Annotated in this window: 22 protein-coding genes; 11 read left to right on the top strand and 11 right to left on the bottom strand. The window is 76.1% G+C overall.

The window, feature by feature from the left end; translation table 11 throughout:
* Window positions 1-18: 18 nt before the first annotated feature.
* Window positions 19-606 (top strand): hypothetical protein, encoded by a 588-nt coding sequence (locus tag IE219_RS17440; RefSeq protein WP_189978327.1) that lies wholly within the window; start codon window positions 19-21, stop codon window positions 604-606.
* Between the two features lie 108 nt (window positions 607-714).
* Here IE219_RS17440 and IE219_RS17435 read toward each other — a convergent pair whose 3' ends face one another.
* A complete protein-coding gene (locus tag IE219_RS17435) occupies window positions 715-2,448 on the bottom strand; it encodes a glycoside hydrolase family 6 protein (RefSeq protein ID WP_189978326.1) in 1,734 nt (577 codons plus the stop codon).
* A 17-nt stretch (window positions 2,449-2,465) separates the two neighbouring features.
* The gene (locus IE219_RS17430; protein ID WP_189978325.1) at window positions 2,466-4,013 is read right to left on the bottom strand and encodes a cellulase family glycosylhydrolase; all 1,548 of its coding nucleotides are present in this window, start codon (window positions 4,011-4,013) and stop codon (window positions 2,466-2,468) included.
* Window positions 4,014-4,515: 502 nt separating this feature from the next.
* On the opposite strand from IE219_RS17430, the gene IE219_RS17425 reads away from it, so the two are divergent.
* The 4 genes from IE219_RS17425 (at window position 4,516) to IE219_RS17410 (ending at window position 8,069) form a co-directional block, all read left to right on the top strand.
* Window positions 4,516-5,061, top strand: coding sequence for a SigE family RNA polymerase sigma factor (locus IE219_RS17425; protein WP_189978324.1), 546 nt, complete (start codon window positions 4,516-4,518; stop codon window positions 5,059-5,061).
* Entirely contained in the window at window positions 5,061-5,741 is a 681-nt protein-coding gene (locus IE219_RS17420) for a hypothetical protein (protein ID WP_189978323.1), read from the top strand. Before IE219_RS17425 ends, IE219_RS17420 begins: the two co-directional genes overlap by 1 nt.
* 353 nt (window positions 5,742-6,094) lie before the next feature.
* Window positions 6,095-7,264 (top strand): Cmx/CmrA family chloramphenicol efflux MFS transporter, encoded by a 1,170-nt coding sequence (locus tag IE219_RS17415; protein ID WP_189978321.1) that lies wholly within the window; start codon window positions 6,095-6,097, stop codon window positions 7,262-7,264.
* A gap of 112 nt (window positions 7,265-7,376) precedes the next feature.
* Window positions 7,377-8,069, top strand: a complete 693-nt coding sequence (locus IE219_RS17410) for a hypothetical protein (protein ID WP_189978319.1) — start codon at window positions 7,377-7,379, stop codon at window positions 8,067-8,069.
* A gap of 11 nt (window positions 8,070-8,080) precedes the next feature.
* Here IE219_RS17410 and IE219_RS17405 read toward each other — a convergent pair whose 3' ends face one another.
* The 4 genes from IE219_RS17405 to xylA form a co-directional block, all read right to left on the bottom strand.
* Window positions 8,081-8,719 carry a LutC/YkgG family protein gene (locus IE219_RS17405; RefSeq protein WP_189978317.1) on the bottom strand — a complete coding sequence of 213 codons (639 nt, stop codon included), beginning with the start codon at window positions 8,717-8,719 and terminating at the stop codon, window positions 8,081-8,083.
* The gene (locus tag IE219_RS17400) at window positions 8,716-10,140 is read right to left on the bottom strand and encodes a LutB/LldF family L-lactate oxidation iron-sulfur protein (protein ID WP_189978315.1); all 1,425 of its coding nucleotides are present in this window, start codon (window positions 10,138-10,140) and stop codon (window positions 8,716-8,718) included. The genes IE219_RS17405 and IE219_RS17400 overlap by 4 nt, the downstream gene beginning before the upstream one ends.
* Window positions 10,137-10,853 carry a (Fe-S)-binding protein gene (locus IE219_RS17395; RefSeq protein ID WP_189978313.1) on the bottom strand — a complete coding sequence of 239 codons (717 nt, stop codon included), beginning with the start codon at window positions 10,851-10,853 and terminating at the stop codon, window positions 10,137-10,139. The genes IE219_RS17400 and IE219_RS17395 overlap by 4 nt, the downstream gene beginning before the upstream one ends.
* Before the next feature lie 226 nt (window positions 10,854-11,079).
* Window positions 11,080-12,252: a xylose isomerase gene (gene xylA, locus IE219_RS17390; RefSeq protein WP_189978311.1), complete on the bottom strand. Its 1,173-nt coding sequence runs from the start codon at window positions 12,250-12,252 to the stop codon at window positions 11,080-11,082.
* A 112-nt stretch (window positions 12,253-12,364) separates the two neighbouring features.
* Here xylA and xylB point away from each other — a divergent pair, with 112 nt between their 5' ends.
* The gene (xylB, locus tag IE219_RS17385; protein WP_189978309.1) at window positions 12,365-13,843 is read left to right on the top strand and encodes a xylulokinase; all 1,479 of its coding nucleotides are present in this window, start codon (window positions 12,365-12,367) and stop codon (window positions 13,841-13,843) included.
* A 19-nt stretch (window positions 13,844-13,862) separates the two neighbouring features.
* Here the strand turns inward: xylB and IE219_RS17380 are convergent, their stop codons facing one another.
* The gene (locus IE219_RS17380) at window positions 13,863-14,036 is read right to left on the bottom strand and encodes a hypothetical protein (protein ID WP_189978308.1); all 174 of its coding nucleotides are present in this window, start codon (window positions 14,034-14,036) and stop codon (window positions 13,863-13,865) included.
* 40 nt (window positions 14,037-14,076) lie between these two features.
* The gene (locus tag IE219_RS17375) at window positions 14,077-14,742 is read right to left on the bottom strand and encodes a phosphoribosylanthranilate isomerase (protein WP_189978306.1); all 666 of its coding nucleotides are present in this window, start codon (window positions 14,740-14,742) and stop codon (window positions 14,077-14,079) included.
* Between the two features lie 176 nt (window positions 14,743-14,918).
* Between IE219_RS17375 and IE219_RS17370 the strand changes: the two genes are divergently transcribed.
* The 3 genes from IE219_RS17370 (at window position 14,919) to IE219_RS17360 (ending at window position 19,382) form a co-directional block, all read left to right on the top strand.
* Window positions 14,919-16,970, top strand: a complete 2,052-nt coding sequence (locus tag IE219_RS17370; protein ID WP_189978304.1) for a hypothetical protein — start codon at window positions 14,919-14,921, stop codon at window positions 16,968-16,970.
* Window positions 16,971-17,066: 96 nt separating this feature from the next.
* Complete coding sequence (locus IE219_RS17365; protein ID WP_189978302.1) at window positions 17,067-18,329, top strand: ROK family transcriptional regulator; 1,263 nt, start codon at window positions 17,067-17,069, stop codon at window positions 18,327-18,329.
* Window positions 18,330-18,338: 9 nt separating this feature from the next.
* On the top strand, window positions 18,339-19,382 hold the full coding sequence (locus tag IE219_RS17360; protein ID WP_189978300.1) for a S66 family peptidase: 1,044 nt from the start codon (window positions 18,339-18,341) through the stop codon (window positions 19,380-19,382).
* Here the strand turns inward: IE219_RS17360 and IE219_RS17355 are convergent.
* Entirely contained in the window at window positions 19,376-19,780 is a 405-nt protein-coding gene (locus tag IE219_RS17355; RefSeq protein WP_189978298.1) for a nuclear transport factor 2 family protein, read from the bottom strand. The genes IE219_RS17360 and IE219_RS17355 overlap by 7 nt on opposite strands.
* 152 nt (window positions 19,781-19,932) lie before the next feature.
* Here IE219_RS17355 and IE219_RS17350 point away from each other — a divergent pair, with 152 nt between their 5' ends.
* Both IE219_RS17350 and IE219_RS17345 read left to right on the top strand, forming a co-directional pair.
* A complete protein-coding gene (locus tag IE219_RS17350) occupies window positions 19,933-21,375 on the top strand; it encodes a WGR domain-containing protein (protein WP_189978296.1) in 1,443 nt (480 codons plus the stop codon).
* Window positions 21,372-21,869, top strand: a complete 498-nt coding sequence (locus IE219_RS17345) for a hypothetical protein (RefSeq protein WP_189978294.1) — start codon at window positions 21,372-21,374, stop codon at window positions 21,867-21,869. The genes IE219_RS17350 and IE219_RS17345 overlap by 4 nt, the downstream gene beginning before the upstream one ends.
* A gap of 70 nt (window positions 21,870-21,939) precedes the next feature.
* Here the strand turns inward: IE219_RS17345 and IE219_RS17340 are convergent, their stop codons facing one another.
* Window positions 21,940-22,362, bottom strand: coding sequence for a DUF350 domain-containing protein (locus IE219_RS17340; protein ID WP_189978292.1), 423 nt, complete (start codon window positions 22,360-22,362; stop codon window positions 21,940-21,942).
* 201 nt (window positions 22,363-22,563) lie between these two features.
* The gene (locus tag IE219_RS17335) at window positions 22,564-23,178 is read right to left on the bottom strand and encodes an HdeD family acid-resistance protein (protein ID WP_189978290.1); all 615 of its coding nucleotides are present in this window, start codon (window positions 23,176-23,178) and stop codon (window positions 22,564-22,566) included.
* Between the last annotated feature and the right edge of the window lie 14 nt (window positions 23,179-23,192).

The raw sequence follows: 23,192 nt of genomic DNA, 5'->3' as shown, positions 1-23,192 counted from the left end.
GCGCCGTAGGGTGCGCGGATGGAGACGGAGCGGTGGCGTGCCCACCGGACGACACGACCGGACCCGATCGCGGTCGCCGGTGCGGGGGCGCTGGTCCTCGCCGTCGCGGCGGGATGGAGCGATCCGCTGCTGCTCGTCCTGGGGCGAGTGGTCCCCGGCTGGGCGGTCGGCGGGGTCCTGCTGCTGGGGGCGCTGGTCCTCTTCCGGATCGCCGCCGCGCGGAACCCGCCGGGGGCCGGCCGCACGGTTTTGCGGCGGGTCGCGCGCGGTGTGCTGACCACCGGGGCGGCACTGGGCTGCGCGCTGGGCGCGCTGGGTGAACTGGGCGCGGAATACCACGTGTTGAGCCCCACGGGTCCGAACGGCTGCACGGCGGTGGTGCGGGAGGAGGCGTTCCTGCTGGCGGGGAGCGGCGAGGTGTACGCGGTGGGCCCGTCCGGCATCGCCTGGGGGCCGTCGGGCTCCTGGCGGACCGACGACGGCTACCGGCCCGTCGCGCGCGGCACGTACGAGCTGTCGTGGGGCCCGAGCGACGGCGCCCTGCTGGTCATGGGGTCGTCCGTGGATCCGGTCATGGACGGGCTGCACGGCGTCGACTGCGGCTGACGGGCCGGGAGAGGCGGCCGTACGGACCCCGGGGTCCGTACGGCCGCCTCCGTGTTCCTCAGGTCCCGGGCCCCGGTCCCGCCGGGCCGGGGCGCGGGACCGGGAGGGTCACAGCGCCGGGTGGGCGTTCTTCAGGAGTTCCTGGAACTGGGCCGAGAACCACTGGCCCGAGATCGGGGCGTCCGGGAGGGCGCCCGACATGCTGTTGCCGTTGCGGGCGTTGCCCGTGTAGGTGGGGTCGCACATGCGGTCGAAGCCCTTGCCCTCGTCGTTCGGGATCTCCTTCGAGGCGCCGTCGGACTCGCCCGGGGGCTTCATCCAGACGTAGGCGTCGATGCCGGCGGCCGGGGCGGCCTGGGGCCGTTCGCCGAGGCCCGCGCCGGCCTGGTTGCACCAGTTGCCGAGATGGATGCGGCGGTCGTAGCGGCCGCCGTTGACATAGGTGTCGACGCTGGTCAGGGCGCCGGGGCCGGTGGGCCGGGCGGTGCCGCCCCAGCCGTTGCGGGAGGTGTCGATCAGCATGCCGATCCTGCTGTCGAAGCCGAGCGAGACGAGCTTGTCGCGCATGGCCTGGGCGTAGGACAGCTCGTCGGTGTACCGGTTCCAGTCGACCCACTTGGACTGGCGCACGGAGGTGCCGTTGACGCTGTCGCCGATGGTGAAGTGGTCCTCCTTCAGGGCGCTGTAGTTGGCGGTGTTGACGATGAAGCCGGTGACGTTGGCGAGGGTCGAGCCCTCGGCGGTCGCGGCCTGCTTGAAGAGTTCGGCGGAGGCGCCGAAGTTGTCGTCCCAGCCGAGCCAGCCGTGGTGCCCGGCGTCCACGTAGTTGTAGACGTTGGCGATCGAGCCGAGCTTGTTGAGCGCGTAGCCGACGCCCTTGACATAGTTGCCGTTGGCCTTCATCACGTCGCAGTTGGGCGTCGCGGTGGGCCGGCCGGTGACGTTGGTGACCAGGTTGGGCAGGGAGTCGATCTCGACCGTGGTGACGATCCGCAGGCCGGCGTACTTGGCGTCGGAGAGGATCGCGGCGATCGGGTCGATGTACTGGGTCTTGTACCTGTCGATCTCGGTCGGGCCGAGTTCGCCGTTGGAGGCGAGCGCGGCGCAGTCGCGGCCGGGCAGGTTGTAGATGACGAGCTGGACGACGAGTTCGCCGGAGCCCTTCTGCTTCAGGGCCTCGTCGAGGTGGGCGCGCAGGCCCATGGAGCCGTTCGCGCCGTTGATGGCGGCGATGCGGTCCAGCCAGACGCCGGTGGGCTGGCCGGACACCTTGCCGCCGCCCGGCTCGGCGGCGGCCCTGGCGGACCACTCGGGGTTCACGTACACCTTGGCGCCCGCGTAGGGGTTGTCGGCCTTGGAGCCGGCCGGCGGGGGAGTGGTGGGCGGGGTGGTCGGGGGCGTGGTCGGCGGGTCGGTGGGCTGGGTGGCGGTGTTGCAGGTGACGCCGTTCAGCTTGAAGGTCGCGGGCACCGTGTTGGCGCCGCTGTAGGAGGCGTTGAAGCCGAAGGAGGTCGAACCGCCGGTGGCGAGCGCGCCGTTGTAGGAGAGGCTCTTGGCGGTGACGGCGGCGCCGGACTGGGTGAGGTCGGCGTTCCAGCCCTGGCCGATCCGCTGGTCGCCGGCGTAGCTCCACTCCAGCGTCCAGGAGGTCACCGGGTCACCGGTGTTGGTGACGGAGACGTTGGCGCCGAAGCCGGTGTTCCACTGGTTGGTGACGGTGTAGTCGACCTTGCAGCCGGGGGTGGCGGCGCCGGCGGTGGCGCCGAAGACCGTGGCGGTGGCTCCCGTCGCGGTGACGAGGCCGAGGGCCGCCAGGAGGGCGGTGCGGCTGGTGCGGCTCATGGGAGTGGGGGTTCCTTTCAGGGGGTGAGGGCGCGCAGGTGGTCGCGCAGCCCGGTGCCGAATGCGGTGGGGGTGCCGTCGTACGAGGTGATCAGGGCGGGTCCGGAAGCGCAGTCCCAGGTGTTCCAGGTCCAGCCGAGGTACGACAGGCCGCGGTCGTCGAACCACGTCATGACGCGGTCGGTGAACGCGTGTCCGCAGGTGTTCTCGCCGATCTCGCCCGCCAGCAGGGGGACCTGCCGCGCGACGGGGGCGAGGGTGTCGTTCCAGCACGTCTCGGTGGAGCAGGTGTTGAAGTTGTAGACGTGCCAGGCGGCGGCCAGATTCGCCGCCGGGTCGGTGGGGCGGTACGCCGGCCACTGGCTGAGGTCGTTGGCGTACGCGAGGCCGGGCACGAGGACGAGGTTCTTCGCCCCCGTGGCGCGGACCGCGTCCACCAGGTCCTGCATGCCGGCGACCTCGTACCCGATGCCCGGACAGGTGCCGCCGTCGCGCCAGCAGGTCCACGCCTGGGCCGCGGTGGGGGTCGCCCGGTCCGGATAGGGCTCGTTGAAGAGGTCGAAGACGACGCGCCGGTCGTCCTTGAAGGTGTTCGCGACCGAGGTCCAGAACGCGGGGGTGTACCGCGCGTTCGGCATCGGTTTCTGACAGGTGGCGTGCACGTCGGCGCAGCCCGCCGAGTTACCGGTGTACTGGCCGTGGGTCCAGTGGAGTTCGACCACGGGGGTCATCCCGTGGGCGAGCACCTTGGCGACCAGGTCCTTCACGGCGGCCGTGTAGGGCGCGCCGCGGTACTCGGGCTTGACGTTGTCGAGGCCGAGCCAGCACTCCTCGTTGAGGGGGATGCGGACGGTGTTGGCCTTCCAGTCGGCGATCGCCCGTACGGAGGCGTCGTCGGCCGGGCCGTCCCAGATGCCGTGGCCCTGGACGCACATGAACTCGCCGCCGGAGCGGTTGACGCCGAGGAGGCGGCGGACCGCGCCGTTCTGGTCGGTGAACTTGTTTCCGGTGACGGAGAGTTCGGGCGCGCCGGCGGCCGGGGTCGGCGGCGGCGAGGTGGGCGGGGTGGTCGGGGGAGTAGGCGGGGTGGTCGGGGGAGTGGTCGGGGGTGTCGTGGGCGGGTCGGTCGGCGGGGTGGTCGGTCCCTCCGTGGCGCAGGGCGCGCCGCCGAGCGTGAACGAGCTCGGGGCCGTGTTGGCCCCCGTCCACGAGGCGATGAAGCCCGTCGTCGCCTTCGCCCCGGTGTCGAGGCGGGCGTTCCAGCTCTCGCCGGTGACGGTGACGGCGGCGCCGGACTGGGTCCACGTGCCGCCCCAGCCCTGGCCGACGCGCTGGCCCGCGGGGAAGGAGAAGCCGAGGCTCCAGCCGTTCAGTACGGTGCTGTGGTTCGTGACGGTGACGGCGCCCTGGAAGCCCCCGGTCCACTGGTTGGTGACCGAGTACTCCACGGTGCAGACGGGTGCGGCCGGGGCTCCCGAGGCCGTACCCGCGACGGCGAGCGCGGTGCCCGCCAGGGTGAGCGCCGCTCCGGAGAGCAGCGCGACGAGACGTGGGGGATGTCGCATGAGCGGAGTCCTCGCAGCGAGGGCACGCCCCGGTGGCGTGCCGACTGGGTGGAACCGCTCCCACTGGTCCGGCAGACCGTAGCGTCAACTTCCGCCAAGCAAAAGAGGCTTCGGGGAAATTCTCCGTGACCCGCCTTCGACTCTTCACGCATCTTGACGTGGTTGCGTCACGCTTGCACAGTGGGAGCGCTCCCACTGGTTCAGGGCTTGTTCACCGTGCCCACCCCGCACCACCGGGCACGGCCCGCCGCACCACCGGGCACCACCCCCGCGCCACCCGGACGACCCGACTCTTCGCACCCCCACCCCCGATCCGCGAGGAGAACCACCCCGTGCCCCACCCGAACCCCGCCCCGCCCCCGGGCCGGCCCGTCGAGGCCCCGGCCCCTCCTGGACAGCCCGACGGACCCCCGCCTAGGGTCGGAGGACACCCCCGTCCCACCGGACCGGCCGAGGAGCGCGCCCGTGGCCACCCCCGCCGGCCCCGCGCCGGAACCCCGCCGTGACCGCTCCTGAACCGCCGGGGGAACTCCCCGGCGCCGAGGCCGAGTTCCACGTCTTCTTCGACCGCCACTACGCCGAACTCGCACGCCTCGCCCACCTCCTGACCGGCGAGACCGACGCCGCCGACGACCTCGCCGCCGACGCGATGCTCGCGCTCTGGCACCGCTGGGACCGGGTCCGCGCCGCCGGCCACCCCGCCGCCTACGCCCGGGGCGTCGTCGCCAACCTCGTCCGCACCCGGATCCGCGGCACCGTCCGCGAGCGCCGCCGCGTCGCCGCCTTCTGGGACCGGCGCCCCGAGCACACCGAGGACCCCGACGTGCCCGCCGTCCTCGACGTCCGCACCGCCCTGCGCGCCCTGCCCTTCCGCAAGCGCGCCTGCGTGGTCCTCCGGCACGCCTTCGACCTGTCCGAACGCGACACCGCCCGCGCCCTCGGCATCTCCGTCGGCACGGTCAAGAGCCAGACCTCCAAGGGCATGGCCGAACTCCAGCGCCTGCTCGGCGACGGGGCCGCCACCGCACTCGCCTCGGGGAGGCGCTGATGGACGAGACGCGACTGCGCCGCGAACTGCGCGAGGCGGCGCGCGCGCACCACCCCGACCGGGCCCGGATGCTCGCCCGCGTCGCCCGCGGCCGGGCGGCCCCGCCCGGCCGCGCCCGCCACCCCGCCCCGCCCGCCCGCGTCCGGCGCCGGCCGGCCGGTCTCGCGGTCGCCGCCACCGTCGCGGCCGTCGCCGCCCTCGGCGTGTTCGGCGCGCTCGCCGTCCCCGTGCTCCCCGCCCTCCGGGACCGGCCCGCGCCCCCGCCGGCCGCGACCTCCCCCGCGCCGGGACCCGCCGCCCGCGCCACCGGCACCCTCGGCGCGGCGAGCAACCGCTGGTGGGCGCAGAACGACCTCGCCGTCACCCTCGACGGCGGGGCCGCCGGCGCGGTCGTCGAGATCCGTGTCGCCCGCACCCCGGGCACCGCCGCCACCGGCCGCTGGCACACCCGTCCGGCGGAGGACTTCACCACCGCCGTCACCGAGGAGCCGGACGCCCTCGTCTACCGCTGGACCCTCGCGCCGGGCCGCACCCTGCCGCCCGGCGCGCACACCTTCGCCGCCCAGTACGCGCACGCGGAGGGCACCCGCACACCCTCCGCCGACACGTACACCGTCGTCCTCACGGCCCCCGACGGCGGCCGCACCACCCTGCGGGGCGGCTTCACGGGATCGCCCTAGGGTGTCCCGCGAAGATCCGTGGACAGGGCCTGAGGTCCGGCCCGCGAAGATCCGCCGGACAGCCCCCGGAGGGCCGGACCGCCGAGGGCACGGCGCCGGAAAACCCCGTGCGGCCCCGGCGGGCCGCCGCTACAGTGCCCCGCATGGCAGGCCCCGAGGCGTCCAGAGGCCCGGGCCGTCGGTCACCCCGCCGGCCCCGGAACCCCTGACGCGATCCACTTCCTCCGACCGCCCCCGCACGCGGGGCGGCGGCGAGGCGTGTCGTGCCGCCCGTGAGGCGGAGGGGTGCGGGTGCGGGGCGTGGTGACGCGGCGACCGCGCGTTCTCGTCCGCCCCCGCCCCGGAGTCCTCCGATGCCCCTTCCGCTCTTCTTCCTCGCCCTGGCCGTCTTCGCCATGGGCACCTCCGAGTTCATGCTCGCCGGTCTGCTGCCGGACCTCGCCCGCGACCTGGGCGTGGGCCTCGGCGCGGCCGGCGCGCTGACGCCCGCCTTCGCCGCCGGCATGGTGGTCGGCGCCCCGCTCGCGGCCGTGCTCGGGCGCCGCCGCTCCGTCCGCGCCCGGCTGCTCGGCTTCCTGCTGGTCTTCCTCGCCGCGCACGTCGTCGGCGCGCTGACCGACAGCCTGCCGGTGCTGCTGGCCACCCGGTGCGCGGCCGCCCTGTCCTGCGCCGGTTTCCTCGCCCTGGCCCTCACCACCGCCACCGCCCTGGTCCCGTCGGACCGCAAGGGCCGCGCCCTGTCGGTGCTGCTGGCGGGGACGACCGTCGCGACCGTCGCCGGTGTCCCGGGCGGCGCCCTGCTCGGTGCCCTCGCGGGCTGGCGGGCCGTGTTCTGGGCGGTCGCCGTCCTCTGCCTGCCCGCCCTGGCGGGAGTCCTGTACGGGGTCCCCGCCCGCACGCCCGCCGACGTGCGCGAACGGACCCCGCTGCGCGCCGAGTCCGCGGTCCTGCGGGCACCCCGCGCGGTGGCGGCCCTGGGCCTGGCCGCGCTGGTGAACGCCGCCACCTTCGGCTCCCTCACCTACCTGGCCCCGGTCGTGACCGGCCCGGCCGGGCTCACCGCGGCCTGGGTCCCGGCGGCCCTCGCGCTGTTCGGCGCGGGCTCCTTCGCCGGAGTGACCCTCGCGGGCCGCCTGGCCGACCGGCACCCCGGCCGGATCCTCGCCGTCGGCGGTCCCCTGCTCCTCACCGGCTGGCTCGCCCTCGCGGCGCTGGCCGACCGCCCGGCGGTCCTGCTCGGCCTCCTCCTCGTCCAGGGCGCCCTGTCCTTCGGGATCGGCACCACGCTGATCTCCCGGGTGCTGTACGAGGCGGCCGGCGCGCCCGTGCTCGCCGGGGCCTGCGCCACCGCCGCCCTCAACGTCGGCGCGGTCGCGGGCCCTTCGCTCGCGGCCCTGGTCCTCTCCCCGCCGACCGGCCCGTTCCTGCTGAGCGCCGGACTGGTCGCCGCCGCGCTCGGCACCGCCCTCGCCCTGCGGGCGGCGGCCCGGACCCGCGCGGCCGCGACCGCCCCCGGGAGCTGACGGGACGCGCCCCGGAGCCGGACCCGGCCGGTCCCCGGGGCGCGGCAACCTTTCCCGCCCCGGCGGCGACAGAAGGACGGCACCCGTCCCCCGCATCCCCGGAGGAGCACCCATGACCGCACCGGACCCGCTGCCCGCCGCCCCGCTCCCCGCCCCCGGCGGCGTCCTCCTGCCCGGGACCGGCGGCCACCGGGTCCTGGCCGACGGGGACGCCGCCGAGGAGCGGGTGACCCTCACCCATCCGGCCCTCCCGGCGGACGGCGCCTTCCGGGCCGGGTTCCGCACCCGGCTGCGGGACGCGGGGCGGGGCGGGGGCGGGGTGGGGCGCCGGGGGGTCGAGCCCGGCACCGGTGTCGTCACCGCCGGGTCCGGAGGGCGTACCTCTCGGGTGTTCTTCTTCCGGGCCGACGGGGTCCTCGTCCAGTACGTGACCGGGGTCGGTGCGCGGGTCCGGGTGGATCTCGACCACCGGGTCGACGGGGTCCCGCCCGGTCTGGACACGGGGCGGGGGGTCGTCGCGGGAGGCCGCACCGCCCTTCTCACCCTGCGCGTCCGCCACCCCGGCCCGGTCATCGGCCACACCGCGCTCGCCCTCCTCGTCGCCGACGCCGGGCGGACCGCCGTCACCGACCGGGGCGTCCGCGTCGAGGGCGCCGGGCGGCTCCTCCTGCTCACCCGGGCGGTGCGCCACGACGGGCCCGGCGACCCGGCGGGGGAGGCCGTCCTGCGGGACCTCGCCGGGGACGACGGCCCCGCCGCCGCGTACCGGCGGCTCCTCGGCCGCCACACCGCGCACCGCGCGTGAGGGGGCGGGGCTCAGCCGCGCAGCAGGACGACCTCCAGGGTGCGGGGCCCGTGCACGCCCTCGACCCGGTCCAGCTCGATGTCGCTCGTCGCGGACGGCCCCGAGATCCAGGTCAGCGGGCGGCGCGGATCGAGCCGGGGCAGCGCCTCCGGCACCGACGCCACCACCTGTTCCGGGGCCCGTACGACGCAGACGTGCAGGTCCGGGACGAGGGTGAGGGCCCGCCGACCCTGCCCCGGGCCGCCGTCGAGGACGATCGTGCCGGTCTCGGCGACGGCCAGCGCACACCCCGTCACCACCGCGTCCACCGCGTCCAGTTCGGCCGGGCCGAGTCCGGGGCCGTCCGCCACCCGCTCGGCCGCCGACGCGGCGAGCCACTCCTCAGGCAGCCCCGGCGGCACCACGACGCTCCGCGCCCCGCGCTCGTCGAGGAGCCGCGCGACCAGCTCCGGCAGCTCCGCGGGACCGGCGCGGTGGACGTGCGCCCGGTAGTCGGCCAGGTTCTCGTGCAGCAGGTCGAGCACCGCGTCCGGATCGTCCGGCGCGTGCCGCGTCCGGTAGCCGCGCACGTCCTCGGGGGCCTCGGGCGCGTCCGCGACGGCGGCCCTGATCCGGGCGAGGATCCGCTCGCGGGAGGTCGGGGTCGTCATGGGCGGTTCTTCCTCCACCAGTCGCGGAAGGGCTCGGCGGGCAGGTCGGGCAGGTCCCGGTGGTCGGTCCACTGCCGGGCGCCCGGCCCCGGCAGCCGCTCGGGCAGCAGCCGGCCGGCCGCGCCCGCGATCCGCTCCCCGGCGGCGAGCGCCCCGGGGTGGTCGAGGACCCAGCCGGCGGCCTTCATCGCGGCCTTCTCCAGCCGGTGCCCCTTCCCGCCCCGGCCGGCGACCTCCTCCCGGAGCCGCACCAGCACCTCCGGGATGTCGATGGCGACCGGGCACACCTCGTAGCAGGCGCCGCAGAGCGAGGAGGCGTACGGCAGCGAGGCGTCGATCTCGCTGGTGGTGCCGCGCAGTTGGGGGGTGAGGACGGCGCCGATCGGCCCGGGGTAGACGGAGCCGTACGCGTGCCCGCCGGCCCGCTCGTACACCGGGCAGACGTTGAGGCAGGCGGAGCAGCGGATGCAGCGCAGGGCCTGCCGGCCGGTCTCGTCGGCGAGCGCGCGGGTGCGGCCGTTGTCGAGGAGGACCAGGTGGAAGGCGTCCGGGCCGTCGCCGTCGGCGGTGCCGGTCCAGGTGCTGGTGTACGGGTTCATCCGCTCGGCGGTGGAGGAGCGGGGCAGGGTCTGGAGGAAGACCTCCAGGTCCCGCCAGGTCGGGACGACCTTCTCGATGCCGACGACCGAGATCAGGGTCTCGGGGAGGGTGAGGCACATCCGGCCGTTGCCCTCGGACTCGACCACGACGAGGGTGCCGGTCTCGGCGACCATGAAGTTCGCCCCGGAGATCCCGACCCTGGCGCGCAGGAACTTCTCCCGCAGGTGCAGCCGGGCCGCCTCCGCGAGCTCGGCCGGCTCGTCGGTCAGTCCGTCCGGCGCCGGACGGCCCCAACGTCCCATCTCCGCGCGGAAGATGTCCCGGATCTCGGTGCGGTTGCGGTGGATCGCCGGGACCAGGATGTGCGAGGGCCGGTCCTCGCCGAGCTGCACGATCAGCTCCGCCAGGTCGGTCTCGTAGGCCCGGATCCCGGCCTCCTCCAGGGCCTCGTTCAGCTCGATCTCCTGGGTGGCCATCGACTTGACCTTGACGACCTCGCGCTCGCCGGTCGCCCGCACCAGACCGGTGACGATCCGGTTGGCCTCGGCGGCGTCCTCTGCCCAGTGCACGGTGCCGCCCGCCGCCGTCACCCGCTCCTCCAACTCCAGGAGGTACGTGTCGAGGTGACGGAGCGTCCGGTCCTTGATCCGCTTCCCGGCCTCCCGCAGCTCGGCCCAGTCGTCGAGTTCGGCGACGGCCCGCGCCCGCTTGTCGCGGATCGTGTGGGTGGCGTGCCGCAGATTGCGCCGCAGCCGCTCGTCGCGCACCGCCTCGCGCGCGGCGCGCGGGAAGGACGGCATTCCCAGGAACGTACCGCTCACCGCCAGGGCTCCTCTTCCGTGCTCGCCAGGACCTCCGCCAGGTGCACCGTCCGCAGCGGCGCCTTCAGCCGGCTCGCCGTGCCGCCGACGTGCAGCAGGCACGAGTTGTCCGCGCCGCACAGCACCCCGGCGCCGGTCTCCACCGCGTGCGCCACCTTGTCCGCACCCATCGCCGCCGACACGTCCGGGTTCTTCACCGCGAAGGTGCCGCCGAAGCCGCAGCACTCCTCCGCCCCCGGCAGCTCCCGCAGTTCGAGCCCGCGCACCGCCTCCAGGAGCCGCCGGGGCCGGTCGCCCAGGCCGAGCAGCCGCAGCCCGTGGCAGGACGGGTGGTAGGTGACGGCGTGCGGGAAGTACGCGCCGACGTCGGTCACGCCCAGCACGTCCACCAGGAACTCCGTCAGCTCGCGCACGCGCGGCCCGAGCGCCGCCGCCCGGGGCCCGAAGGACGGGTAGTGGTGGCGGACCATCGCCGCGCACGAACCGGACGGCACCACCACGTGCTCGTACCCCTCGAAGGCCCGGACCGTGCGCCGCACCAGCGGCGCGGTCTCGCGCCGGTAGCCGGTGTTGAACTGCGGCTGCCCGCAACAGGTCTGTGCCGAAGGGAAGTCCACCTCCACGCCGAGCCGTTCCAGCAGCCGGACGGTGGCCACCCCGGTCGACGGGAAGACCGCGTCGTTGACGCAGGTGACGAAGAGGGCGACGCGCATCGGCTTCCTCGGGAGGGGGACGGACCCGGGCACGGGGGCGGACGGACGGGGCGTGCGGGCAGGGGTACGGGGCGGGGCGGGCGCCCGTAGTCTCGCAGACGCCCGGGTCCGGACCGCCGTCCGGCACGCGGAGGGGCGGCCGGTCCGGGGCCGGGCGTCCGGCCCGCGGGGTCCGCCGGGGACGGGGCCGCTGGGGACGGGGCCGTCCGGGGCGGGGCCGTCCGGATCAGGGCCGTACGCCCAGCAGGTGTTCCAGGGCGAGCTGGTCGAGCCGCTCGAAGGACATCGAGCGGGCCGCCGCCGCGTCCGCGTCGAAGGTCTCGTACGCGGTCGGGTCGGCGAGCAGCTCGGCCAGGCCCTCGGCGGCGGTGGGCACGGCCAGTTCGGGCAGCCGGGAGGCGGCGAGGGCCGCGCGCACCTCGGGGTCGGCGCGGAAGGCGGCGGCCCGCTCCCGGAGGATCAGGTAGTTGCGCATGCAGCTGCGCGCGGACTCCCGGACGCCGTCGGCGCCGTCGGTGCGCACCGGCTTGAAGTCGAAGTGGCGCGGTCCGGCGTACCCCGCCGACTCCAGCAGGTCCACCAGCCAGAACGCCTGGCGCAGGTCGCCCGCCCCGAAGCGGAGGTCCTGGTCGTACTTGATGCCGGACTGGCCGTTGAGGTCGATGTGGAAGAGCTTGCCCGCCCACAGCGCCTGCGCGATGCCGTGCGGGAAGTTGAGGCCGGCCATCTGCTCGTGGCCCGTCTCCGGGTTCACGCCGACGAGTTCCGGCCGCTCCAGCCGCTCGATGAAGGCGAGGGCGTGGCCGACGGTGGGCAGCAGGATGTCGCCGCGCGGCTCGTTCGGCTTGGGCTCGATGGCGAAGCGGAGCCCGTAGCCCTGCTCGGTGACGTACTGGCCGAGCAGGTCGAACGCCTCCTTCATCCGGTCCAGGGCCACCCGCACGTCCTTGGCGGCGCCGGACTCGGCGCCCTCGCGCCCGCCCCAGGCGACGTACACCTCCGCGCCCAGCTCGACGGCCAGGTCGATGTTGCGGATCGTCTTGCGCAGCGCGAAGCGGCGGACGTCCCGGTCGTTCGCGGTGAACGCGCCGTCCTTGAAGACCGGGTGCGTGAACAGGTTGGTGGTGGCCATCGGCACCTTCAGGCCGGTGCGGTCCAGGGCCTCCTGGAACCGCTTCACACAGGCCGCCCGCTCCGCCTCCGGCGCGCCGAAGGGGATCAGGTCGTCGTCGTGGAAGGTGACGCCGTACGCCCCGAGCTCCGCCAGCCGCTCGACCGACTCGACCGGGTCGACGGCGGGGCGGGTGGCGTCGCCGAAGGGGTCGCGGCCCTGCCAGCCGACGGTCCACAGGCCGAAGGTGAAGCGGTCCCCGGGGGTGGGGGAGAAACGATCGGTCATGGGAGGCCCTTCTCCTGGCGATCGGATTTGTTTTCTGGGATAACTAATCTTGCACGAGGGGGTGCGGGACCGGAACCCCGGATGCCGACAGACGTGGAAGAGGAGTGTGGACGTGCCCGTCAGCCGTTCCGTCGTGATCGGGGTGGACAGCTCCACCCAGGCCGCCAAGGCCGTCGCCGTCGACGCCGCCACCGGAGCCGTCCTCGGCACCGGCCGCGCCCCGCACACCGTCACCGGCACCGGCGGCGCCCGCGAGAGCGACCCCGAGGAGTGGTGGACCGCCCTGGTCGCCGCCGTCCGCGCGGCGGTACGGGACGCGGGCGCCGCGCCCGGGGAGGTCGCGGGCCTCGCCGTCGCCGGGCAGCAGCACGGACTCGTCGCGCTCGGCGCCGACCGGCGCCCGGTCCGGCCGGCCCTGCTCTGGAACGACACCCGCTCCGCCCCGCAGGCCGCCGCCCTCACCGCCCGGCTCGGCGGCCCGGCCGCCTGGCTCGACCGGACCGGCTCCGTCCCCGTCGCCGCCGTGACCGCCGCCAAGTGGCAGTGGCTCCGCGAGCGCGAACCCCGCCGCGCCGGGGCCGCCACCGCCGTCCGGCTCCCGCACGACTTCCTCACCGAACGGCTCTGCGGCGCCGCCGTCACCGACCCCGGCGACGCCTCCGGCACCGGCTGGTACGCCCCCGCCGCGCGCGGCTACGACCCCGGGCTCCTCGACCTCCTCGGCCTCGACCCCGCCGCCCTGCCCGCCGTCGCCCCCACCGGCGCGACCCGCGCCGGCACGCTCGTCCCGGCCGCCGCCGACGCCCTCGGCCTGCCCGGCACCGTCGTGGTGGCCGCCGGGACCGGCGACAACATGGCCGCGGCCGTCGGCCTCGGCCTCGGCGCCACCGGCCTCCTCGACCACCCGGTCGTCAGCCTCGGCACCTCCGGCACCGTCTTCGCCGCGACCCGCGCCCGTCCCGCCGACCCGGCGCTCTCCGGCTTCGCCGCCACCGACGGCGTCTTCCTGCCGCTCGGCTGCACCCTCAACTGCACGCTCGCCGTCGACCGCTTCGCCGCCCTCCTCGGCCTCGACCGCGAGGACGCCCGGCCCGGCGGCGACGTCGTCGTGCTCCCGTACCTCGACGGCGAGCGCACCCCCGACCTCCCGGCCGCCTCGGGCCTCGTCACCGGTCTGCGGCACACCACCGACCCGCGCGCGATCCTCGGCGCCGCCTACGAGGGCGCCGCCTTCACCGTGCTCCGCGCGCTCGACGGGCTCCTCGCCGCCTGCGGCCTCGACCCCGCCGACCCGGCCGTACGGGACCGGCCGCTGCGCCTGATCGGGGGCGGGGCCCGGGGCCGGGCCTGGACGGACACCGTCCGCCGGCTCTCCGGCCGCCCCCTCGTGCTCCCCGCCGCCGCCGAACCCGTCGCCCTCGGCGCGGCCGCCCTCGCGGCGGCCGCGGTGACCGGCGAGGACCCGGTGGCCGTCGCGACGGCCTGGGGCACCGGCACGGGGGAGACCCTCCCGGCCGTCCCCCGCGACGAGGAGGCCCTGTGGCGGATCGGCGGCGTCCTCGACGCGGCCGCGCCGACCCTGCTCGCCTGAAGCCCTCGCGGAGGGCCGGTTACGAGGCGGAGCGCGTGCGGGCGGCGTCCTTCGCGGCGCGGGCGCGGCGGCGCTCCCGGGAGCGCCGGGGCTCGGGGAGCTCCGTGCCGCCGAGGACGTCCGCGACCCATCCGGCGCCGCGCGCCGCCCAGCCGGTCGCCTTCGCCACGACCTGCGCCAGTTCCTCCATCACGATCCCCTTCGTACGCGGCCCGCGAGCATCGCGGTCACCCCTACGGACCCGCCGGGGCGCCGGAAGGTTGCGCCGGGGCGGAACCGGTCGCCGGGGAGGCCGCGGCGGCCTTCGCCGCGGCGACGAAGGCGCGGATCAGGGCGTGGTCCTTCACCCCGGGCGCCGACTCGACGCCGCTGGAGACGTCCACGCCCCACGGGCGGGCGGCGGCGATCGCCCCGGCGACGTTCCCGGGGCCCAGACCGCCCGCGAGGAGCCAGTGGCCCTCCGGGCGGGCCGCGTCCAGGAGCGACAGGTCCCAGCGCGCGCCCGAACCGGCCCGGGGCGAGTCGAGCAGCAGGACCTCCTCGCCCAGCGCGCCCACCCGCGTGTCGGGCCCGTCCGCGAGCGCCGTCGCCCGCCACAGGCGCGGGAAGACCCCGGCGGCGGCCCCGAACTCCCCGGGGCCGTACGCCCGCCCGTGCAGCTGGAGCGCGCCGAAGCCCAGCGCGGCGGCGATCCCGGCGGCCTCGACGGCCGGGGTGTCGTTCACGACGAGCACCGACAGCACGCCGTCCGGCACGTGCGCGACGAGCTCCGCCACCCGGTCCCGGCCCAGCCCGCGGACACTGGTCCCGCTGATCACCAGGCCCACCGCGTCGGCGCCCGCCTCCGCGGCCACGTCGATGTCGGCGGTCGTGGCGAGCCCGCACACCTTGACGAACACTCCGGCGCTCCTCTGTTCCGCTTGTTGCGCTGTCTGTCCCGATCCCTGTCCCGCCGAGCCTACTGAACGGCCCCGCCCGCCCGGTCCCGGAAGGGCCGTCGGTGCCGTGTGGCAGGGTGACCGCCGGGGCGGGGACACCGCCCGGAACGGACCCCGCACCATCCAGGGAGCAGGACGTGGACGACCGACGCACCGACCGGAAGCGCTCCGACCTCGCCGTGCTCACGGCCTGGTGGCGCACGCGGGGCGGCGACGGCTTCCTCGCCCTCCCGCCGCCCACCCGGAGCCGCTACACCCAGTCCGACGGGCACGAGGACGCCGCCGAGCTCCGCGCCCGGCGGGGCCTCGCGGGACCGGTCTCCTTCGCCTACTGGCACTGGCAGTCCCACGAGCGGGCCTTCGACCGCTCCGGCGCCCTGCAGGGCGAACTGCTGCTGCACTGGGGAGGCGACCACGCGGCCGTCGCCGCGGGCCTGGGGGAGGGCCCGGCCGGCTTCCGGCTCGTCGACGACGGGCCGGGCAGCGCCTTCCGGCTGGACCGGATCACCCTGCGGGACGCGGCCGGCCTGCCCGACCCGGCCGACGCCGCCGGGGTGCGCCAGTTCCTCGCCGCGCTCGACGAGCCGCTGGAGCGCACGGCCGACGCCGTCCGCCGCCGCCCGCTCTCCGACGCCGAGGCCGCCTGGCTCCACGCCCGCCTCGACGATCTCCCGGACCTCGCCGCCGCGGCCCGGTTCGCGCTCCCGCTGGAGCGGCGGGACGCGCTCACCCCCGACGAGGCGGACCGGCTGCTGCACGCCTGGCGGGAGGAGTACGGCGGGCCGTCGGCGCAGTGGGCCGGCTGGCGCGAACTGCTCCGCGCCCTGCTCCGCCACGACCACCCGGAGGCGTGGGAGACCGTCGCGGCCCTCGGTGCCCCGGCGGCCTCCGTCATGGCCGCCGTGCCGTCCGAGCGGGCCCTGGAGACCGCCCGGTCCCTCGCGCTCGCGGGCGGCCCCGGCACGGCCTCCGCCTGGCTGGCCCTGCACCGGGAGCTCCGCGAGCCCGACCCGGTGAGGGCCGCCGCCGCCCTCGCGGCGGACCTCGCCGCCCACGACGCCCCGGAGGCCGCCCTGCGGGGGCTGTACGCCGCGCTGGTCGGATCCCTCACGCGCGCGTGGCGCCGCGAGACGGGCGCGGGGCCGCTGGCCGGCCGGTCCCACGCGGGCCTCGTCGCGGTCCGCCTCACCACCGAGGAGCGGCTGCCGCGCGCCCTGCGGGTCCTCGCCGCCCTGGACGCGCGCGACCGCGTGGAACACGTACGCGAGGCCGCTCTCGGCACGGGGTCCGCCGCCCCGGCCGTCCCCGCCGATCCCGACGGGGCACTGGCCGCGATCGGCCGTTACGAGGCCGTGCGGGACGGCCTGCTGTCCGGAGCCGGTCCCGACCTCACCGCCTCCGAGAGCGTGCTGGGCGACGAGTGGGACCGCTACCGGACGCTCACCGACGCCGACGTGCGCTGGCTGCGGGAGCGGGTCGCCGACCCGGCCACCGGCCTCCAGGGCCTCGGCTTCTGTCTCGAACTGCTCTACGCCCACGGGCTGGCGGGCCCGGCCGAGGTCGAGGCGCTGCTGCCGCGCCGGACGAAGGACCTCGCCAAGAAGTACCCGACCACGTACACCGAGTGGCGCCATCCGCTCGTCACCCTCACCTGCCTCGCCCTCGATCTGGGCCATCCGGCCGCGGACCGGCTGGTCTCCTGGTGGGACGGGGCCCGCCCGGTCTGGAAGGGCGAGCTGCGGCTCCTCACCCACCTCGGCGCCCCCGACGAGGCCAAGGCCGCCGCACTGTGGGACTTCGTCACCTCGCCCGCCCACGACGTGGGCCAGCTGATGACCTGGGTCCTGCTCCGGGCCCGCCTGGACGGGGAGCACCCGCTGCTGGTGGCCGACCGGCTGCTCGGCACCCCCGGCCTCTCCCCGTACGTCCTGCACCGGGTGCTGATCGGCGTCGCCGACCCGGCGCAGCCGCTGTGGCACTACGCCGTCGACCCCCGCAGCCGGGGCTGGTGGCGGCGTGCCCTGGAGGTGGCCGAGCACCCGGACCTCTCCCCGGAGGCCCGCGCGATCGGTCGGGAGACGGCCCGCGAGCACTGCCTCGTCCGCTACCCGGACCAGGTGAGCCCCGCCCCGACGGAGGCCGAGCGGGCGGCGGCCCGGGAGTGGATCGCCCGGCACGCCGACGCCTGAGCCCGGGTGCCCGCCCGCCGTCCGGAGCCCGCCCCCGTCCGGCTTCCGGACCGGCGTCGGGGGTGAGCGAAAGGGGCGACTAGGCTCTCGCTCACCATGAACCAGCCCACGGAACCCAAGGCCGACAAGTCGGGCGTGCGCCGGCACAACCTGAGCCTCGTCCTCAGGACCGTCCACGACGCCGGAGAGACCACCCGGGCGGCCGTCGCCGCCCGCGTCGGCCTGACCCGGCCCGCCGTCTCCTCCCTGGTCGAGCAGCTTCTCGACCTCGGGTTCCTGGTCGAGTCCGGCAAGACCTTCAGCGGCCAGGCGGGCCGCCCCGGCACCGTCCTCAAGCCGGCCGGCACCGGGCCCGCCGGCCTCGGCGTCGAGATCAACGTCGGGCACGTCACCGTCTGCCTGGTGGACCTCGCCGGCACCGACCGGGTCCGCCGCACCACCGCCGTCGACAACCGCTCCGCCGGTGCCTCCGACGTCCTCGCCCGCGCCGCCGGGATCGCCGCCGGGGTCCTCGACGAGGCCGCGGCCCTCGGCCTGCGCCCGGCCGGCGCCGCGCTGGCCCTGCCCGGACTCGTCTCGCACGGCATCGTCCGGCAGGCCCCCAACCTGGGCTGGCGCGACGTCCCCGCCGCCGCCCTCTTCCGCGACGCCCTCGCCGCCCTCCGCCCCGCCGCCCACGGCCTCCCCGCCGTCTCCGACAACGAGGCCAACATGGCGGCCCTCGCCGAACTCCGCTGCGGCGCCCCCGACGCCCCCCGCACCTTCCTCCACCTCACCGGCGGGACCGGCGTCGGCGGCGCCGTCGTCGTCCACGGCGAACTGCTGCGCGGCGCCCACGGCTTCGCGGGCGAGATCGGCCACCTCGTCGTCGACGCCCGGGGACCCGAATGCCGCTGCGGCTCGCGCGGCTGCCTGGAGCAGTACGCCGGCCGGCACGCCCTGCTGCGCGCGGCGGACGCCCCCGACACGGACGAACTGGCCGCCCGCGCCGGGCGGGGCGAGCCCCGCGCCCTCGCGGCGCTCGCCGAGGCGGGCCGGATGCTGGGCCGGGCCCTCTCCGGCGCCGTCAACCTCCTCGACCCCGAGGCCGTCGTCCTCGGCGGCGTCTACCCCCGGCTGATGCCCTGGCTGGCCCCGGCCGTGGGCGAGGAGCTGGCCGCCCGCGTCGTCTCCGGCCTCTGGCCGGCCGGCGCGCCCCGCCTGCGCGCCGCCTCCCCGGCCGCCGACGCGGCCCGGGGGGCCGCGGGGCTCGTCCTCCACGACGTCCTCGCCGACCCGCTCGCGCACACCGCCCCCGAGGCCCGGCCCCCGGGCCGGCTCGCGGAAACCGGCGGGCGGCGGCGGACCGGGGCGGGCTAGGGTGCGGAGATGACGGACCTCATCCACCCGCCCAAGCCCCGGCCCGGCGACCGCGTCGCCGTGCTGTCGCCCGCCGCCGGGCTGCCCGAAGTCCTGCCGCTGCCGCACGAACTGGGCCTGCGGCGGCTGACGGAGCAGTACGGGCTCGTGCCCGTCGAGTACCCGACGACGCGGAAGCTCGGCGCGTCCCCCGAGGCGCGGGCCGCCGACCTGCACGCCGCCTTCGCCGACCCCGGGATCGCGGCGGTCGTGGCCACCATCGGCGGCGACGACCAGATCACTCTGCTGCCGCACCTCGACGACGCGCTGCTGCGCGCCCACCCGAAGCCCTTCTTCGGCTTCAGCGACAACACCAACCTCCTCATGCGGCTCTGGAACCTCGGCGTGGTCGGCTACCACGGGGCCTCCGTCATGACCCAGTTCGGGCGGCCCGGCGCCGTCCACCCCGTCACCGACGCCTCCGTGCGGGCCGCCCTCTTCACCCCGGGACCGTACGAACTCCCGCGCCCGACCGAGACCAACGACGTCGAGCGGCCCTGGGAGGACCCGCGCACCTTCGACTCCGCGCCCGTCATGGAGCCGGCCGGCGACTGGCGGTGGCACCGGGCCGACCGGGTCGCCGAGGGCCGCTCCTGGGGCGGCTGCCTGGAGGTCCTCGCCCAACTCCTCATGGCCGGCGGGGAGATCGCGCCCCCGGAGGCGTACGAGGGCGGGGTGCTGTTCCTGGAGACCTCCGAGCTGCTGCCCACCGCCGACGAGGTCTTCCGCGTCCTGCGCGCCATGGGGGAGCGGGGCCTGCTGGGCCGCTTCGGCGCCGTCCTGGTGGGGCGGGCCCGCGCCTGGTCCTTCGACGCGCCCCACGACGCCCCGGCCCGCGCCGCCTACCGCGAGGCCCAGCGCACCGCCGTCCTGCGGGCCCTCGACGCCTACGCGCCCGGCGCCGTGGTCGTCCTCGATGTGGACCTCGGGCACACCGACCCGCAGGTGGTGATCCCGTACGGGGGGACCGTCCGGGTGGACGGCCCGGCCCGCCGGATCACCGTCACCTACTGAGCCGCGCCGCCGTCCGCCGCCTCCCGGGCGATCCGCTCGAACTCGGCGCCCATGGCGGCGGCGAGGGCCTGGGCGGCGGAGAGCGGCCGGACCATGACGGTGAAGTCGTCGATCAGGCCGTCCTCGTCGAAGTGGAGGAAGTCGCAGCCCTGGATCCGCTTGCCGCCGACGGTGGCGGTGAAGACGAAGGCGTGGTCGCGCCCGCCCGGGTCCGCGATCTCCCGGACGTAGGAGAAGTCCTCGAAGACGCGCATCGCGCCGCGCAGGATCGCGGCGGTGAGGGCCCGGCCCGCGTAGGGGGCGAAGGCGACGGGGCTGGTGAAGACGACGTCCTCGGCGAGGAGCGCCTCGACGGCGGCTCCGTCGCGCTTCTCGACGGCGGCGCGGAACGGGTGCACGGGACCTCCACCCACGGAGTGGGGATAGTCAACGAGTTGATTAAACGTATCGGAGATTAGGGTTCGCCGACGGGCTTGTCCAGGGCCCGCGCCGCACCCGGCGGGCCCGGCCGCCGGGGCGGCTGTCAGTGGCGGCGCCTACGGTTCCTTCCATGACCACGACTTATCTGGAGCTGTCGCAGGACGGCGGCGGTGCCCACAAGTTCTACGAAGTGACCGTCGAGGGCCTGGAGGTGTCGGTCCGCTACGGCAGGATCGGCGCGACCGGACAGGTCCAGCGCTCCTCCTTCGCGACCGCCGAGAAGGCGCGCGCGGCGGCCGCGAAGAAGATCGGCGAGAAGGTCCGCAAGGGCTACGCGCCGGCCGTCGCCGGTCAGCGCGCCGCCCGCGCGGTCACCCGCCGCACGGTCACCTCCGCCCCCTCCACGGTCCGCGCGGTCGCCCCCGCCCTCTGGCGCTTCCGCACCGGCTCCGCCGCCTTCGGCATTCACGTCGACGAGGACCGCATCTGGGTGGGCAACCAGGCGGGAGACGTCTACACCCTGGCCCACGGCGGCGAGGTGCTGGCCCGCTTCAGCCTCCCCGACGGCGTGAAGTGCCTGGTCGCCGACGACTTCTGGATCTACGCCGGCTGCGACGACGGCAAGGTCTACGACCTCTCCTCCAAACTGCCCTTCGCCGCCTACGACATCGCGGGCGAGGTGGACATCTTCTGGCTCGACATCCACGAGGGCGTGCTGAACGTGGCCGACCGCTCCGGCCGGCTCACCGTCATCGACCACGAGGACGAGCACCAGTGGTCCCGCTCCGGCCGGGGCGAGCACGCCTGGATGGTCCGGGCCGACAGCCGCGCCGTCTACTACGGCGACACCCACGGCGTCGCCGCCCACGCCCCCGACGGCACCGGCGAGCTGTGGCACACCCCCACCGACGGCCCGGTCCTCTTCGGCTGGCAGGAGGACACCGCCGTCTACGCGGGCACCGGCCGCCGCAAGGTGCAGCGGCTCGCCAAGAGCGACGGCCGGATCGAGGCGGTCTACGACTGCGACGCCGTCGTCTACTCCTGCGCCACCTCGCCCGGCGGCCGCTTCGTCTTCGCTGGCGACTCGTCCTCCTCCGTCTACTGCTTCGCCGAGGACGGCACCCGGCTGTGGAAGCTGGGCACCGGCGGCGGCTCCGCGCTCTCCATGCAGTACCGCGACGAGCGGCTCTACCTGGTGACCACCGACGGCTCGCTGGTCTGCGTGGACGCGAGCGAGGCGGCGATCACCGCCGCCCAGCAGGGCAGCGTGCCCGTCGTCCGGGACGTCAAGCTGGCCGCCGCCCTGCCCACCTACACCCCGGCGACCACCGTCTCCGCCGTGGCCTCGGTCGCCTCCGCCGCCGACGCCCCGGCCGGTTCGATCGTGGTCGAGTGCGTCCGGGAGGGCGGTCGCAGCCGGGTCCGGGTCGTCAGCGAGGGCTACGAGTCCTCGTGGAACGTGCAGTTCCCCCGCGCCATCCGGGAACCCGGCGTGCGGTACGTCGTGGAGGCGCTGCACCCGGCCGCCGGAGGCTTCTACCGGGTGCGCGGCGAGATCCGGCGGCTGCTGTGAGCACCGGCCCGGACGGCAAGGGGGCCTTCGAGGCGGCGACGGGGGACGGACCGCCGCTCACCGGCGACCCCGAGCAGCGCTCCCGCGAGGTGCGGTCCGCGCTCGACGGGCTGCGCCAGATCCGGCGCCTCACCGCCCCGCCGGGCGCCGCCGCCGGAGCCGTACCGGCCGACTGGGAGCGCCGGCAGCCGGTCCGGGCGGTGGCCCTGGCCCTGGAGGCGGGCGGCCTCGCCCCCTCGGCGGTGGACGCCACCGGCGCGCGCACCGCGACCGGCTACCGGGTGGGGGCGGGGGATCGGCCCGCCACCGCCGTCGTCACGTGGCTGGGACCGCCCGGCTCCGGCGCCGCCGGACAGGAGACGGAGGCGCTGGCCGCGTGCGCGGCCGCCCTCGGCCGGCTCGGCTGGGAGGCGCTCCTCTACAAGGGGCCGCGCGGCCGCCGCTTCCTGGAGGTCGAGCCCGCCCCGACGGCCGCCGGCCCGGGACCGTCCTGAGCGGACGGGCACCGGGCCGGCGAGAGCGGCGCGCGCTCCGGGTCACCGGGGCGCGGAGAGGAGCGCGGGGTCAGGCGATCGAGGCGGAGACGATCGCGGAGACCGCGATGTTGCAGGAGGCGGTCACCCACACCGCCGGGTGCGGCTCGGGGTCCACCAGCGTCGCCCCCAGCTTGCCGGGCGTCACCAGGTCCACCACCAGGAAGGCCACGGCCATCAGGACCAGGCCGAGCAGACCGAAGGCGGCCGTGGAGAGCAGGCCCTTGCCGAAGTTGTCGTACGTGGTCCAGATCGAGGTGAAGACGATCCCGCCGATGCCCAGCAGCGCGGAGCTGAGCAGGACGGAGGCGTTGCGGTTGCGGTCCTCCCATATCTGCCGGCCGAGCTTGCCGGGGGTGAGGACGTCCACCAGGACGATGCCGAGGATCAGCAGGACCACGCCGAGGGCGCCGTAGGCGGTGGCACGGCCGAGGCCGTTGACGATGTCGGTCATGGAAGGCCGGCTCCGGAGAGTGGTGATCGCGAGCGATCGACGGTCATGGACCGGCAAAATCTAGCGCACGGATCAAGCCGTCCGCCGTCCCCCCGGAGAACGGGGGGACGGCGGACGGGGCGGGCGGCCTCCGGGCCGGTCGCCGGAGCGGTCCTCCAGGCGGCCTCCCGGACGGCCGTGGTGGTCGGCCCGGCGGGCCGGTCAGACCCCCGGCGGGAGGCGCTTGGCCCGCGCGCGGACCTGGAAGCCGGTGATGATCTCGACCGCGCCGACCGCGATCAGCCAGATCCCGACGAGCAGCGTCAGCACCGCCACCGACTCCAGCGGCGAGACGATCAGCACGATGCCCGCCAGGGCGCTGACGACGCCGAGGAAGACCTGCCAGCCCCGGGCCGGCATCCCCGGGTCGGAGGCCGCGGCCACGGTCTGCGTGATGCCCCGGAAGAGCCAGCCGATCCCGATCCACAGCCCCAGCAGCAGGATCGACTGCATGGTGCCCCGGAAGCAGAACAGACCGAGCAGGATCGACAGGGCGCCGCTGATGAAGGCCATCACCCGCAGTGCCGTCGTGGTGTGCGTGCCGAAGGCCGCGACCAGTTGCAGCACGCCGCTGAGCAGCAGGTAGAGGCCGAAGAGGACACCGGCCACCACCAGCGAGGCGTGCGGCCACACCAGCACCATCACACCGAGGACGAGGGCGATCCCCCCGGCCAGCATCAGGGCCTGCCACGCGGCCCCCGCGAGCATCCCCAGCGGTCCCGGCGGCACCTCGCCCCGGGCGGACCCGCCGGGAGGCCGTGCGTGCGTCTGCGTCATGGGCTCTCTCCTCT

It is taken from the genome of Streptomyces termitum, from assembly GCF_014650175.1.
In the GTDB taxonomy this organism is placed as follows: domain Bacteria; phylum Actinomycetota; class Actinomycetes; order Streptomycetales; family Streptomycetaceae; genus Streptomyces; species Streptomyces termitum.
This window is presented reverse-complemented; position numbering and strand designations above follow the sequence as displayed.